We start from the raw sequence: 14,377 nt of genomic DNA on the forward strand, positions 1-14,377 counted from the left end.
CCAGACCCGCGAAGAGGTACACCGCCCACGGACCCGCCACCCCCCCCCCCCCCCCCTCCCCTCCCTCCCCCCCCCCCCCCCCCCCCCCCCCCCCCCCCCCCCCCCCCCCCCCCCCCCCCCCCCCCCCCCCCCCCCCCCCCCCCCCCCCCCCGTGCCCGTGCCGGTGCTCAGGTGTTGATGTGGCACAGCAGCAGGCAGACGTCGTCGTCCCGCTCCGAGTCGTGGAGCATCGGGTCCAGAATCCGGTCGGCGGTGCCTTCGAGATCCCGGTCCAGGTCGCGGACACGCTGGGTGGCGAGAGCCCCGGCGAGACGTTCGATCCCGGGATCGATGCCCTGGGCCCGCCGCTCCACCAGCCCGTCGGTGTACAGCGCGAGCGTCGACCCCGGCGGCAGGTGCATGGTGTGGTCGCTGATCTCCTGGTCGAGGGGGATGCCCAGCATGGCGCCCGGCTTGGCGTTCAGTATCCGCACCGTTCCCTCGGGGGTGCGCAGCACCGGCGGCGGATGCCCGGCGGCGGCCCAGGTGACGGTGGGTTCGTCGGGGCGGAACCGGGCGATGACGGCGGTGGCGTACAGGTCGGGTTGGAGATGGTGCAGGAACGTGTGCAGGCGCGTCAGGAGCTGCCCCGGTGTGCCGCCGTCGACGGCGTACGCCCTGAGCGCGGTGCGTAGCTGGCTCATCATGACGGCGGCGTGCAGACCGTGCCCCGTGACGTCACCGATGACGGCGACCAGACTGCCGTCGGGCTGCCGGAAGGCGTCGTACCAGTCGCCGCCGATGTTCAGGCCGTGCGTGGCCGGGAGGTAGCGCGCGGCCAGGTTGAGGCCCGGTGTGGTCGGCAGCTCGGTGAGCAGGGCGCGCTGCAGGGTCTCGGCGATGTCGCGGCTGTGTTCGAAGCGCTGGGCGTTGTCGATGGCGATGCTCGCCCGGCGGGCGAGTTCGACGAGCATGACCGCGTCGTCGGCGTCCCAGCGTGCCGCGGGCGGCGTCAGGGTCATCACCCCGAGGGGCGTGTGGCGGGTGTGGAGCGGGATGCACAGCAGGGGCCCCGCGGAGCGCAGGGAGGACGGGGGGTGGTCGTCCACGCAGGGCAGGCCGCCCGGCTGCTCGGCGGCGTACTGGGGCCGTCCCGTGCGGGCCGCCGCGACGGCGGCGGCGGGACGGGGACCCTGCCGGTCGGTGCCCTCGTCCTCGGAGAAGCGCCAGACGTCGACGCTCCGGGCGTAGCCGGGCACCAGGAGCCGGGGCAGGCGCCGCAGGATCTCCTCGTGGTTGAGGGACGCCGTCAGGGCGGCACTGGCGTCGGCCAGGAACGTCAGCCTGCGGCGCGCGGCCTCGGCCTCGGTGCGGGCCTCGCGCTCTGCGGTGAACAGCTCGCGCTGGGCCCGTCCGGCCGCGTCGAGTTCGGCGTGCAGAGCCAGCACGCCCTGGTTCGTCTGGTGCAGTTCCTCCCGGTGGAAGGCGACCAGCTCCTCCTGCTCGGCGAGGTTCTCCAGGACCCGGGACGCGTCCTCGTCGGCGCTGAGCAGGGCGTCGGCGAAGGTCGTCTCGTCGTACGGCACCTCGTCCGCGGCGGTGCCGCTGCCGCCGCCGGGCAGGTCGACGCTCGCCTGCCAGGCCGGCTGCTGCGGGACCCTGCCCGCGCCCTCGCGGGAGCGGACGCTCACTGTGATGCTGCCGTGCTGCTCACCGGCTCCGGGCGGGTTGATCCGCACGTCCAGCCGCCAGGTGCCGCCTTTGGTGAGGCACTGCCGCAGCTGGGTACTGAGCGCGCTGATCAGCCGCGTGCGGTCGAGGGTGGAGACGCCGTGCGCGGCCACGAGCCGGGCGGTGGCGATGCGGGCCCGGGCGGCGTCGGCGACGGTGGTGATGTGCCAGGTATGGGTCATGGTTCGAGGTCCGGCGAGGCGGGCGCCAGCACCGCCACGGTCGTGTCGTCCCGCACGGGCCTCGCGGCGCTGCTGGAGTCGCGCACGATCACGGCGGCTGTGACGGCGGGGTCGAGGGAGGCGAGGGGGACGGCGGGCGGGGGAGTCCACCGGCTGGGCAGACCGTCGCTGTGCAGGATGAGCAGGCTGTCGGACGTCCACGGCAGCCGCTGCCCGGGCAGCCGGGCCGGGCGGTGCGCGCCGACGATGCCGGGGTGGGACAGCAGAGGCTGCCAGGTGTCACCGGAGCGGAGGCGGGCCCCGATGTTGCCGATGCCGGCGAAGTCGAGGAAGCCGGCCGCCGGATCGAGCTGGGCCACGGCGACGGCGGCACCACGGGTGCGACGCAGGGCGGTGTGCAGCCGGCCGAGCAGTTCGACCGGGGGCAGATGCGGCCTGCTCCGCAGTTCCTCCACCGCGGCCCCGGATGCCTTCGCCGCGGCCTCGCCGTGCCCGAGGCCGTCGGCCAGCAGCAGGGTGACGCGGCCGTCCGCCGGCACGCACGCCCAGGCGTCGCCGGAGTGTTCGGCGGCGGCGAGCGGGATGTTGATGCCTCCCGCTCGCACCGCCGCCGGTGCGCCCTGCCCGCCGGTGCGGCTCCGGTCCCTGCGGGTCGCGTGGACGCGGGCCAGGGCGATGGTGCCCTTGCCGGGCGTGCTCTGCAGGTCGAAGTCGTCGGCGACGCGCCGGCACGTGCCGAGCCCCGCTCCGAGCGAGGCCGCCGTGGAATACCCGTCCCGCAGTGCGGACGGGAGGTCGGTGATGCCCGGGCCGTGGTCGATCGCCACGATCTGAACGGCCGGGCCCCCTCGGGCACCCGGGAGCGCGAGACCCGCGTCCACGGTCTCGATCAGGATCTGTCCGCCCTCGGCGTGCTTGAGCAGATTGGTGGCGAGTTCGGTCGCGACGAGCGCGGCCACCGCCGTACGGTCCTTGTCGAGTCCGGCGTGGCCGGCGGCGGACTCGGCGGCCACCCGCGCGTCGCGTACCCGCGTGGAGTCGTGGACCGGCACGTCCCAGACGCGGCTCATGGGCTCTCCTCGCGCTGGTGCGGGGGACTGGCGGCCCAGCAGATGACGGTGACGGTCGTCCCCGCCCCGGGGCGGCTGTCGATCGAGAACTCGTGCACGAGCCGCCGGGCGCCGCCGAGGCCCAGCCCCAGCCCGCCGCCCGAGGTGTAACCGTCGCTGAGCGCCCGGTCGAGGTCGGTGATGCCGGGTCCGTCGTCGGTGAAGGCGAGCCGCAGCCCCCGTGCGAGGCCGTTCTCCAGCGTGGCGGACTCGACCTCGCCGCCCCCGCCGTGCACCAGCGTGTTGCGGGCGAGCTCGCTCGCCGCCGTGACCAGCTTCGTCTGCTCCACCAGGCTGAATCCGAGCTCGGCGGCCGTCTGGCGCACGTGCTGACGCACCCAGGCCAGGTCCATGTCCGAGCAGATCGGCAGCCGGGCGGTGACGCAGCCGGAAGTCTCGGTCACGGGCTCTCCCGGCGTGCCGCGGCTGGGCCGTGCGGTCGAAGGTCCGGTGCCGGAGTCAGCAGCCGTACGGCCTGCTCGGTGTCGAGCGCGGTACGCAGACCGGGCAGCGTCAGCCCCAGTTCGACCAGCGTGATGGCGACGGCGGGCTGCATCCCCGCCACCACCGTCTCGGCGGCCAGCAGCCGGGCGGTGGACGCGATCTCCGCGAACACGCGGCCCAGGAAGGAGTCGACCATCTCGACGCCGGAGATGTCGATGACGACTCCGTCGACGGAGCTGTCCACGATGGCCTGGCCGATGTCCTGCTGCAGTTGCTCGGCGGCGGAGTCGTGCAGATCCCCCTGGAGCGTCACCAGCAGGACGTTCCCCAGTTTCAGAACCGGCACGGTGGCACCCGAGAAGCCGTTGAACCCGCCTCTCATCGGGCGCCCGCACCGGTGTGGACCTGGTCGACGACCACCGTGCCCTGCTGGTGCAGGGCGTACTCGAGGGCGTCGGCGAGGCTGGCCCGGGTGACCACCGTGCCGAGGTCGATCCCGAGGTGGACGATCGTCTGCGCGATGGCGGGCCGGATGCCGGAGACCACGCATTCCGCTCCCATCAGGCGCGCCGCCGCCACCGTCTTCATCAGGTGCTGGGCCACCAGCGAGTCGACGGTGGGCACGCCGGTGATGTCCAGGATCGCGAAGCGCGCCTGCTGGGCGACCACGGCCTCCAGGAGGCTCTCCATCACCACCTGGCTCCGGGCGCTGTCGAGGGTGCCGATCAGGGGGACGGCGACGACGCCGTTCCAGAGCTTGATGACCGGGGTCGCCACCTCCAGGAGCTGCAGGCGCTGCCGGTCGATGAGTTCCTGGCTGGCGCTGAGTGTCGTCTCCAGCACGACGAGCCGCAGCGTGCCGAGCAGGGCGGTGAGCGTCACCGCGCAGGCCGCGGCGTGCTCGCCGGGTCCGGTGATCTCCGCCCTGAGCAGGTCGGTCGCGGAGGGCCTCAGGGCGGCGACCTCGTGCGCGATCTGGGCGGAGGTGGCTCCCGAACGGGCGCGGGAGGCCGCCATACGCCTCAGCTGCTCGCGCACGGCGCCGAAGCCGGCCGCGCCGAGGTCCTCTGCCTGACCGGCCAGGGCCACCTCGGCCAGAGCCTCCACGACGGCTCTGCCCGCCTCCACGGCCTCGTCCCGGGACACCGTGAACACCGTGCGGAAAAGGGCCTCGTCGGCCCAGCGCTGGGCGATCTGCTCACGGCGGCGCTGGAGGAACTCCCCGACGTCCTGTGCCGGTGTACCCCGCTGTGCTGCCGCCTCGTGATCCGCCACGTGCTCGACTCCTTCGTACGTACGATGTACCGGCCTCGGGGGGAGCGTGCGAGAGGGCGCGGTCTCTTGTCGTGTGACAACTGTAGTCATGGCTCACACGCGTACGTCACCGCGCCCGTGGAAGATCGCTCTCCCGGGGGGCCTACTCCGGGGACTGCCGGCCGTGCCAGTCCAGACACACCACGAGGGCGTCGTCCTGCGGCTTCGGCCCGCCCCGGTGACCGGACAGCTCCCGCAGTACGGCGCGGGGCACCTCCGCGGCGGGGAGCAGCCTGGTGGACGTGATGGCCCGTTCCAGAGCCTTCTCGCCGTACTTCTCACCGCCCGGTGCGGCGACGGCGTGCACGCCGTCGCTGACGAACAGCAACCGGTCGCCGGGCTCGCACTGGAACTCCTGCACGACGTAGTCGGTCTCCTCGAACATGCCCAGGGGCAGCTGCGCCTCGAACTCGACGCACTCCACGCGCTTGTCCCTCAGCCGCAGCATCTGGGGTGAGCCCGCGTCGATGACCTGCATGCGGCCGGTGGACAGGTCGAAGTCCACCATGAGCACGGAGAGGTACGACGCGCCGCGGTACTGCGCGTAGATCGCCTGGTCGGCGAGGGCCGCCTGGTCCTGGATGGAGACGCCCGCCCGGCGCGCGTTGCGCAGAGCGTTGATGCCGAGGTGGGTCAGCAGCGAGGCCTCGATGCCCTCACCCATGCCATTGGTGATGTAGAGCACCAGACGGTCGGCGCTGGCCGACCAGTCGAAGTTGTCGCCGAAGATCGCGTAGGCGGGCTCCAGCTGGGCGCCGAGTTCGTACTCGGGGCGCGAGCAGGAGCGGCCCGGGAGCAGCTGCCACTGCATCTCCGCGGCCAGTGTCAGCCGGTCCTTGCGGCGTGCCTGCAGGTACAGGTCGGTGTCCCGTTCGGCCACCAGGACCTCGTGGCCGAGGACCTGGGCGATGTCCGCGAGTTCGCCGAGCGCGTCCTCGGTGAGGTGGTCGGCGGGCAGGGTGACGATCAGCACACCGAGCCGGTCCCCGCGCACGGTCACCGGGAGGTGGGTCCGGCACAACCCGCCGGAGCACTCCTCGACGAAGGGCTCCTGCGAGCCGAACGCCCGGCCCGTGGGGCTGCTGTGCACCGGGACGGGGTCCAGGGTGTGCGGCAGCTCGGAGACCGGCTGCAGGACGGTGAGCCCGTAGTCGGCCATGAAGAGCTCGACGGACTCGGCCGCATAGCAGCTGCGCAGGACGTCGCGGACCGCGTCCAGCAACCGATGGGGAGCCGCGGTGCGCAAGGCACGCTCCGCGGCCACGAATCTGTTCACGATGTCGTATACGCCATTCTTCGACTAGTACGATTCCGGATCCACGCTTCGAAGAGGTCGCCCGTCCGTCCGCGGGTACCGGTGTCTATTGTTTTGTGTCTGACGACGTCCTGGCAGGCTGACAGTGCCCGAGAAGACTGGGAGAGTGAGACGGTGACTTCCTCCGGCCCGCGTCCGCAGCCCGACGAGGTTGCCCGTGTGACCTCAGAGGCGGCTGAGCTGCTGGAAATCCTCTGGGGGCGGGCTTCCACGGCCCCGGTCTCCGCCTCGCAGCTGCGCGTGCTGTTCATCCTGGAGCACAACGAGGGCATCAATCTGCGGACGCTCGCCGACGCGCTCGCCTCCACCCCGCCGTCCACGAGCAGGCTCTGCGACCGGCTCCAGGCCGTCGGGTACGTGGAGCGGGCGCCCAGCGCCACCAGCCGTCGTGAGCTGCGCCTTTTCCTGAGCCGCCAGGGCCGGACGTTTCTGCAGGAACTGCGCACACGCCGTGAGGACGCGCTCGAATCGGTGCTGGCCCAGATGCCCGCCGCCAAGCGCACGGCGCTCCTGCAGGGGCTGGAGGCCTTCTGCGCCGCCGCGGCGGCGCAGATGCAGGACGTCGACGCCGGACTGGACGTCCGCTCGGCCTGAGGGGCACGCCGCCCGGTGACCCGCGTAGCAGGGTGCGGGCCTGCGAATCGGCCGGCGTCGGCAGCCGGCGTCAACCAGCGCACCATTTTCCGATCCCTTCCCTGCACCTGCCGCGTCTCACTTCGTTGCGTCGTCGCCATAGTTGTCAAATGACAACTATTGTTCGGATTTCTTCGTTGCGGAACAGCTCCGGACGTCGGTTTTCTGCTTCCCCGAAAGGGCTTCGGTCCGACCGGTGACCTAGCTCACCTGGGCAAGCGCGTCGTCCAGGCTCTCCGAGGACGGCACCGCCATATTGACTCCGGTCAGATCCAGAATGCGCCGCACGGTGGGCGTGGGGGAAATCAGACGCACGCTTCCGCCGACGGGGCGGGTTTCCTCGCGGGCCTGCAGAATCGCGTTTATCCCGGACGAGTCCATGAAGGAGACCGCGGCCAGGTCCAGCAGGAGATGGCGGCGGCCCCGGCTCACCTGGTCGGTGAGGTGGCGGCGCAGCTCGGGGACGGTGTCGACGTCCAGGAAGCCCTCCACGGTGAACAGGGCGATACCGTCCCGCGGAAGTGTCACGTCGACGGACACAGGGGCTCGCTCGGTCGACACAGTTACCTCCCATAAACACCGCAGACGGGCTTCCCCGCTGCGGAACAGGGCTCGATGCGTCTGGGGCGGCCTGTCAAGGTGACCAGCCCGTCGACGATCCGTCCGGTGCCGGACGCAGGGAGCACGTCCACGTCTACCCCTGGAACCGGTCTGCACACCTGCCGGGGCTCGTGCCGCCGCGGAGACCGGAGGGGCAAGCCCCCAGGGGCCCTACGTCACCCGGATCCCGACGATGCAGGTGTCGTCGTCGGTGTCCGACCTGCTGTACGTCAGGAGGCGGTCCAGCTGGTGGTCCAGGGAGGGAGCCGCCGTGCGCGCGGTGGTCAGCAGCTGGGTCAGGGACTCCTCCACCGACCGGTCGCGCCGCTCGATCAGACCGTCCGTGTACATCAGCAGGGTGTCGTCGGCGGCGAGCTGCACCTCGGACTCCTCGTAGGCGGCCTCCGGCACGGCGCCGAGCAGTATCCCCTTGAGCAGCGGCAGCGGACTGGCGTCCGTGCCGCGGATCAGCACCGGCGGCAGATGACCGGCCCTGGCCCACCGCAGCCGGCGGCTGCTCGGGTCGTAGAGCCCGCACACCGCGGTCGCCGTGACCGCCCCCGTCAGATGGTGCGCCACGATGTTCAGCCACGACAGCAGCTGGCCCGGTCCGGCTCCCGTCACCGCGAGCCCGCGCAGCGCGTTGCGCAGGACCACCATGCTCGTCGCCGCCTCTATGCCGTGCCCCGCCACATCGCCGACACACAGCAGGACCAGCCGGGACGGCAGCACCACGGCGTCGTACCAGTCACCGCCCACCAGCTGCTCCGTCTCCGCCGGACGGTAGCGCACGGCCGCCTGGATCCCCGGCGCCTTCAGGGGTGCCTGGGTCGGCGGCATGATCGCGTGCTGCAGCTGGAGGGTCAGCCGGGCGCGCTCGTGGGCCTGTTGCTCGCTGTGCGCCAGCTGGTCGCGGGTGGCCGCGAGAGCGACCTCCGTCCAGTGCTGGGCCGAGATGTCCTGATAGGCGCCGCGGACGACGAGGGGGCGGTTGTCGACGTCGAGCACCGGTTCGGCCACCACCCGGATGTGCCGGGTCACGCCCCCGGGACGCTGCAGCCGGAACGCCGCCGTGGCCGGCCTGCGGTGGTGCAACAGCGTCCGCAGGAAGCGGCCGATGGTGACGGCGTCGTCGGGATGGGCGTGGGCGGACAGGTCCTCCAACGGCACCGGGGTGCTGGACATGGGGCGCCCGTACAGGTCGAACAGCGTCCCGTTCCAGGTGATCTCGCCGGTCAAGAGGTTCTCCTCGAACCCTCCGATCCGGCCGAGCCGCTGGGCGTGCTGGAGCAGACTGGCCAGCCTCGCGGTCTCGTCCTCGATGCGCCAGATGAGCAGCACGCAGTCGCCGTGCCGGCTCACGCTGATGTCCGCGACGGCCGCCAGCGGAACCTGGTCGACCAGGGCCGTCAGGTCCATCCGGCGGGCGCGGAACGGCTCGCCGGTGGCGTAGACCCGCTCGATCTGCTGGAAGAGCTCGCTCTCCCCGGCGGACATCGGGTACGCCTCCAGCAGCAGCGCGCCGTTGACGACGCCGCGCGGCCGGCCGGCCGGATCGAGGAACCGGCTGTTCACATGGCGGATGCGGAAGTCCGAGAGCTGTCCCCCGTCGTCGAGATGGGGTACCAGGACCAGCGCGGGATCGTGCAGCCCGTCCACCAGGTCCATCAGTTCCGACACGTCGGCCGTGAGACGCGGGCCCCGCGCCTGGAGCGCGTCGGCCAGGACCGGGTGGGTCTCCAGCGTGTGGGCGCACAGCTCCGCGAGCGCCTCCACCTGGCGGACGACCTGAGGGGACTGCGGCTCCAGCGGGGACGGCCAGGCGATCTCCAGGACGCCGTGTATGCGGCCCCCGGCCCCGGCGGGCGCAGCGACCCGTCCGCCGCCCGGGAAGTGGGCGTGGCCGATGGTCGGCAGGCCCTCCTCGGCCAGCGACCCGGTCCAGTGCGTCGTACGGTCCGACAGGGCACGGCGGGCGACCGTCGCCACACCCGGCGGCACGTAGCGCCAGCGACCGGCCTCCGCCGTGGAGAACCCGGCGCTGCCCGCCAGCGTCAGCGAGCCGTCGGCGCCGGCCGCCCAGATGGCCACGGCCGCGGCGCCGAGCGGGGCCAGGGCGTGCTGGAGCAGGGAGTCGGCGACCGCCTGCGTGTCGTCGGCGGCGAGCGCACCGCTCTCCGCCTCCCTGAGCCGTACGGCCGAGGAGGCGTCCTTTGGGGCCTCGGGGTCCGCCGCGGTCGCGAGGAACGTGGTGGTCACCTCGGACAGCCGGTCGCGTGCCGCCTGGTTGATGACGTCGACGGCCAGTTCGAGCAGCGGCACCTTCGCCTGCTCGGTCAGCTCGACGAGTTGCCGGGCGGCCTGCGCGGGGCCGCAGCCCAGGCGCTCGACCAGGATGCCCTTGGCGAGTTCGATCAGGGCGCGCCCGTCGGCCTCCGCCTGGGCGGCCTGCACCTCACGGCGCAGCCGGTCCACGGTGGCCGCCAGTCTTCCCACCGGCGACGTGGACGCGGCACCGGCCGGCAGCACCGCCTCCTCCTCCGGTCCCGGTCCCGCGCCGGTCTCCTCGGCGTGCTCGGCCGGGACGACGGAGGGTGCGGGGGGAGCGGTGGATCCGTCGGGCTGTTCGCCGGGGCCGGACGCGCCGGGCTCCTCAGGAATGCTCACTGTGCGGTTGCTCCTCGGTGGGACGCCGGCAGGCGCGGGGGAGAAGGGGTGCGGGACGGTGCCCGGCCGGCGGACCGGCCGGGCACCACCCGGTGTCACACGCTCAGCCAGCGCCGGACGCAGGCGATGAGGTCGTTGGTGTCGACCGGCTTGGTCACGTAGTCGCTGGCGCCCGACAGGAGACTCTTCTCCCGGTCCCCGGGCATCGCCTTGGCCGTGACCGCGATGATCGGCAGGTCGGCGTACTGGGGCATCTTGCGGATCTCGGCCGTGGCCGTGTAGCCGTCCATCTCCGGCATCATCACGTCCATCAGGATCAGCGCGACATCGGGATGGTTGATCAGGGTCTCGATGCCCTTCCTGCCGTTCTCCGCGTGCAGCACCTGGAAGCCGTGCAGTTCCAGGATCCCGCTGAGGGCGAAGAGGTTGCGGGCGTCGTCGTCGACGACGAGCACCGTGGCCCCGTGGAAGGCCTCGCCGATCAGCTGGGTGTCCTGGTGGTGCGGCTCCTCGGTGCCCCGGACCAGCGGCAGCACGTCACCCGGCTCCTCCGCGGAGAGGTGCAGGGCGATCCGCTCGCGCAGTTCGTCCAGGCTGGAGAGGAACTCGAGGGGCCGGTCCCCGCAGAGGGAACGCAGCGCCCGCTCCTGGGCCAGGTCCAGACGGTTGCCGTTGTGGATCAGCACCGGGACGCTCGCCAGTGCCGAGTCGCCCTCCACCGCCTGCAGGAAGTGGGCCGCCTCCCCCTCGGGCATGCCGAGTTCGAGGACGACGCAGTGGCACGGCTCCGCGGCCAGCGCACTCGCCGCCTCCTGAGCGCCGACGACGGTGATGACGTCGACCGTCTCGCGCCCCTCGACCTCCTCGCGGCTGCGGGTGACGTCTCCCACCGCGCTCTCGGCGACGAGCGTCAGCAGGCCGCGGGGGCGCTCCTCGACGACCAGCAGCCGGCGCCGGTTCTGCCGGGGCAGGCCGGGGGCGGTCGGCAGCTGGTGGCGTACGGACACGACCTCGGCGCTCTGCTCGACGGGCACGGGCTCCAGCGCACGGCTGCCGCTGAGCAGTTCCTCGAAGTCGGGACGGGCGACGGGCAGGAACAGCGTGAAGGTGCTGCCCTGTCCGGGCGTGCTGTCCACGGTGACGGCGCCGCCGAGCAGATGGGCGATCTCCCGGGTGATCGACAGACCGAGCCCCGTGCCGCCGTACTTGCGGCTGGTGGTGCCGTCCGCCTGCTGGAACGCTCCGAAGATCGTCTCCAGCTGCTGCTCCGGGATACCGATGCCGGTGTCCTTCACGCGGAAGGCGACGACGGTGCCCTCGCGCAGCACGCCCTTGGGGACCTCGTCACCGGACGCCGGCTCGATGCGCAGCTCGACGCTTCCCTGCTCGGTGAACTTGACCGCGTTCGACAGCAGGTTCCGCAGCACCTGCCGCAGCCGTGAGTCGTCGGTGAGCAGGTCGCCGGGCGCGCCGGGCGCCGTGCTGATCGTGAAGTCCAGGCTCTTCTGCGAGGTCATGGGCCGGAAGGTGGCCTCGACGTACTCCAGGAGCTGGCGCAGCGGAACCCGCTCGGGGGTGACGTCCATCTTTCCGGCCTCGACCTTCGACAGGTCCAGGATGTCGTTGATGAGCTGCAGCAGGTCGGAGCCCGCGGAGTGGATGATGCCGGCGTACTCGACCTGCTTCGGCGTGAGGTTGCGCGAGGGGTTCTGCGCCAGCAGCTGGGCCAGGATGAGCAGGCTGTTGAGCGGCGTCCGCAGTTCGTGGCTCATGTTCGCCAGGAACTCCGACTTGTACTTGGACGCCAGCGACAGCTGCTGGGCACGGGCCTCGAGTTCCTGCCGGGCCTGCTCGATCTGGAGGTTCTTCGCCTCGATGTCGCGGTTCTGCGTGGCCAGCAGCGAGGCCTTGTCCTCCAGCTCGGCGTTCGAGCGCTGCAGTTCGTCCTGCTGGACCTGCAGCTCCTCCGAGCGGGCCTGCAGCTCCGCCGTCAGCCGCTGGGACTCGCCCAGCAGCTCGTCGGTGCGGGCGTTGGCCACGATGGTGCTGACGTTGACGCCGATGGTCTCCATCAGCTGCTCCAGGAACGTCTGGTGCACCGGCGTGAAGCGGGCCACCGAGGCCAGCTCGATGACGCCGAGGACCTGCTCCTCGACCACGATGGGGAGCACGACCAGTGCCGTCGGCACGGTCTGGCCGAGTCCGGAGGAGATGGTGACGTAGCCCGGCGGCAGCTGGTCCACCGTGATGGCGCGGCGGCTGCGGGCGGCCTGGCCGACCAGCGAGCGCCCCATCGGGATGCGGGCGGGCCGCTCGGCGTCGTCCGGGTATCCGTACGAACCGACGAGCCGGAGCTCGGTGCCGCGGACGGTCTCCTCGGCGAGGTAGAACGCGCCGTACTGGGCGGACACCAGCGGGGTGAGCTCGTCCATGATCAGCTCGGCCACGACGTCCAGGTCGCGGTAGCCCTGCATCAGACCGGAGATGCGGGCCAGGTTGGTCTTCAGCCAGTCCTGCTCCTGGTTGGCCCGCGTGGTCTCGCGCAGGGACTCCACCATGGAGTTGATGTTGTCCTTGAGCTCGGCGACCTCGCCCGACGCCTCGACGGTGATCGAGCGGGTCAGGTCGCCCTCGGCCACGGCGCTGGCGACCTCGGCGATGGCCCGCACCTGCCGGGTGAGGTTCCCGGCGAGTTCGTTGACGTTCTCGGTGAGCCGCTTCCAGGTACCGGAGACACCCTCGACCTCGGCCTGTCCGCCGAGACGCCCCTCACTGCCCACCTCTCGCGCCACACGGGTGACCTCGGCGGCGAAGGCGGAGAGCTGGTCGACCATCGTGTTGATGGTCGTCTTGAGTTCGAGGATCTCGCCGCGGGCGTCGACGTCGATCTTCTTCGACAAATCGCCCTTGGCCACGGCGGTCGTCACCAGCGCGATGTTGCGGACCTGGCCGGTGAGGTTGTTGGCCATCGAGTTGACGTTGTCGGTGAGGTCCTTCCACGTGCCCGCCACGTTCGGCACGTGCGCCTGGCCGCCCAGGCGTCCCTCGGTGCCGACCTCGCGGGCGACGCGGGTGACCTCGTCGGCGAAGGCGGACAGCGTGTCGACCATCGTGTTGATGACGTCCGCGAGCGCCGCGACCTCGCCCTTGGCCTCGACGGTGATCTTCTGGGAGAGGTCGCCGCGGGCCACGGCGGTGGCGACCTGCGCGATGGAGCGGACCTGACCGGTCAGGTTCGACGCCATCACGTTGACGTTGTCCGTGAGGTCCTTCCAGGTGCCCGAGACACCTCGCACGGTGGCCTGGCCGCCCAGGTTTCCGGCGGTGCCGACCTCGCGGGCGACGCGGGTGACCTCGTCGGCGAAGGCGGAGAGCTGGTCGACCATCGTGTTGATGGTGTCCTTGAGTTCCAGGATCTCGCCGCGGGCGTCCACGGTGATCTTCTGGGAGAGGTCGCCCTTGGCCACGGCGGTGGCCACCTGGGCGATGGAGCGGACCTGCGAGGTCAGGTTGCCCGCCATGAAGTTGACGGAGTCGGTGAGGTCGCGCCAGGTGCCCTTGACGCCCTTGACGTCGGCCTGCCCGCCGAGGCGTCCCTCGGTGCCGACCTCGCGGGCGACGCGGGTGACCTCGTCGGCGAAGGCGGAGAGCTGGTCGACCATCGTGTTGATGGTGGACTTCAACTCGAGGATCTCGCCGCGGGCGTCCACGGTGATCTTCTGGGAGAGGTCGCCCTTGGCCACGGCGGTGGTCACTTGCGCCACGTTGCGGACCTGGGCGGTGAGGTTGCCCGCCATGAGGTTGACGGAGTCGGTGAGGTCGCGCCAGACGCCGCCGACGCCCGGCACCTGTGCCTGGCCGCCGAGGCGCCCCTCGCTGCCGACCTCGCGGGCGACGCGGGTGACCTCGTCGGCGAAGGCGGACAGCTGGTCGACCATCGTGTTGACGGTCTCCTTCAGCTGGAGGATCTCACCGCGCGCGGGGACGTCGATCTTCTGGGAGAGGTCGCCCTTGGCCACGGCGGTGGCGACCTGGGCGATGTCACGGACCTGTGTGGTCAGGTTCCCGGCCATGGCGTTGACCGAGTCGGTGAGGTCCGCCCAGGTGCCGGAGACACCGGGGACCTCGGCCTGCCCGCCGAGGGTGCCCTCGGTGCCCACCTCGCGGGCCACTCGGGTCACCTCGGAGGTGAACACGGACAGCTGGTCGACCATGCCGTTGAAGACGGTGGCGATGTCGCCGAGGAGGCCGCCGGCCTCGTCGGGCAGACGCGTGCCGAAGTCCCCGTCGCGTACGGCGGTCAGTCCGGCCAGCAGTTGCCGCAGCTCCTGCTCGCCCGGCGTCCGGCTCGACGGCTCGGTCGTTGTGACGGTCATGCGTACCCCTCGTTCCGCTCCCCAAGA

General features: G+C 71.8%; 10 protein-coding genes. 1 reads left to right on the forward strand and 9 read right to left on the reverse strand.

Going from position 1 to position 14,377, the window contains the following annotated elements; all coding sequences use genetic code 11:
• Positions 1-167: 167 nt before the first annotated feature.
• The 6 genes from ACZ4NT_RS06205 to ACZ4NT_RS06230 form a co-directional block, all read right to left on the reverse strand.
• On the reverse strand, positions 168-1,892 hold the full coding sequence (locus tag ACZ4NT_RS06205; protein ID WP_467723820.1) for a PP2C family protein-serine/threonine phosphatase: 1,725 nt from the start codon (positions 1,890-1,892) through the stop codon (positions 168-170).
• Complete coding sequence (locus tag ACZ4NT_RS06210) at positions 1,889-2,962, reverse strand: ATP-binding SpoIIE family protein phosphatase (protein WP_121408073.1); 1,074 nt, start codon at positions 2,960-2,962, stop codon at positions 1,889-1,891. Before ACZ4NT_RS06210 ends, ACZ4NT_RS06205 begins: the two co-directional genes overlap by 4 nt.
• Complete coding sequence (locus tag ACZ4NT_RS06215; RefSeq protein ID WP_121408664.1) at positions 2,959-3,354, reverse strand: anti-sigma regulatory factor; 396 nt, start codon at positions 3,352-3,354, stop codon at positions 2,959-2,961. Before ACZ4NT_RS06215 ends, ACZ4NT_RS06210 begins: the two co-directional genes overlap by 4 nt.
• 47 nt (positions 3,355-3,401) lie before the next feature.
• Positions 3,402-3,827, reverse strand: coding sequence for an STAS domain-containing protein (locus ACZ4NT_RS06220; protein ID WP_121408072.1), 426 nt, complete (start codon positions 3,825-3,827; stop codon positions 3,402-3,404).
• The gene (locus ACZ4NT_RS06225) at positions 3,824-4,720 is read right to left on the reverse strand and encodes an STAS domain-containing protein (RefSeq protein WP_467723823.1); all 897 of its coding nucleotides are present in this window, start codon (positions 4,718-4,720) and stop codon (positions 3,824-3,826) included. Before ACZ4NT_RS06225 ends, ACZ4NT_RS06220 begins: the two co-directional genes overlap by 4 nt.
• Positions 4,721-4,862: 142 nt before the next feature.
• Positions 4,863-6,035, reverse strand: a complete 1,173-nt coding sequence (locus ACZ4NT_RS06230; protein ID WP_467723825.1) for a PP2C family protein-serine/threonine phosphatase — start codon at positions 6,033-6,035, stop codon at positions 4,863-4,865.
• 198 nt (positions 6,036-6,233) lie between these two features.
• Between ACZ4NT_RS06230 and ACZ4NT_RS06235 the strand changes: the two genes are divergently transcribed.
• Positions 6,234-6,668: a MarR family transcriptional regulator gene (locus ACZ4NT_RS06235; RefSeq protein ID WP_121408069.1), complete on the forward strand. Its 435-nt coding sequence runs from the start codon at positions 6,234-6,236 to the stop codon at positions 6,666-6,668.
• Positions 6,669-6,908: 240 nt separating this feature from the next.
• On the opposite strand, the gene ACZ4NT_RS06240 is transcribed toward ACZ4NT_RS06235, so the two are convergent.
• The 3 genes from ACZ4NT_RS06240 to ACZ4NT_RS06250 form a co-directional block, all read right to left on the reverse strand.
• Positions 6,909-7,247 carry an STAS domain-containing protein gene (locus ACZ4NT_RS06240; protein WP_467723828.1) on the reverse strand — a complete coding sequence of 113 codons (339 nt, stop codon included), beginning with the start codon at positions 7,245-7,247 and terminating at the stop codon, positions 6,909-6,911.
• 231 nt (positions 7,248-7,478) lie between these two features.
• Positions 7,479-9,974 carry a SpoIIE family protein phosphatase gene (locus ACZ4NT_RS06245; RefSeq protein WP_467723829.1) on the reverse strand — a complete coding sequence of 832 codons (2,496 nt, stop codon included), beginning with the start codon at positions 9,972-9,974 and terminating at the stop codon, positions 7,479-7,481.
• 95 nt (positions 9,975-10,069) lie between these two features.
• On the reverse strand, positions 10,070-14,350 hold the full coding sequence (locus ACZ4NT_RS06250; RefSeq protein WP_121408066.1) for a HAMP domain-containing protein: 4,281 nt from the start codon (positions 14,348-14,350) through the stop codon (positions 10,070-10,072).
• Between the last annotated feature and the right edge of the window lie 27 nt (positions 14,351-14,377).

This window comes from Streptomyces sp. NPDC026417, assembly GCF_055567695.1.

Excerpts from the sequence above, each read along its gene's own strand:
- ACZ4NT_RS06210 (WP_121408073.1), bottom strand. The coding sequence starts at position 2,962 with ATGAGCCGCGTCTGGGACGTGCCGGTCCACGACTCCACGCGGGTACGC.
- ACZ4NT_RS06215 (WP_121408664.1), bottom strand. The coding sequence starts at position 3,354 with ATGGACCTGGCCTGGGTGCGTCAGCACGTGCGCCAGACGGCCGCCGAG.
- ACZ4NT_RS06220 (WP_121408072.1), bottom strand. The coding sequence starts at position 3,827 with ATGAGAGGCGGGTTCAACGGCTTCTCGGGTGCCACCGTGCCGGTTCTG.
- ACZ4NT_RS06205 (WP_467723820.1), bottom strand. The coding sequence starts at position 1,892 with ATGACCCATACCTGGCACATCACCACCGTCGCCGACGCCGCCCGGGCC.
- ACZ4NT_RS06250 (WP_121408066.1), bottom strand. The coding sequence starts at position 14,350 with ATGACCGTCACAACGACCGAGCCGTCGAGCCGGACGCCGGGCGAGCAG.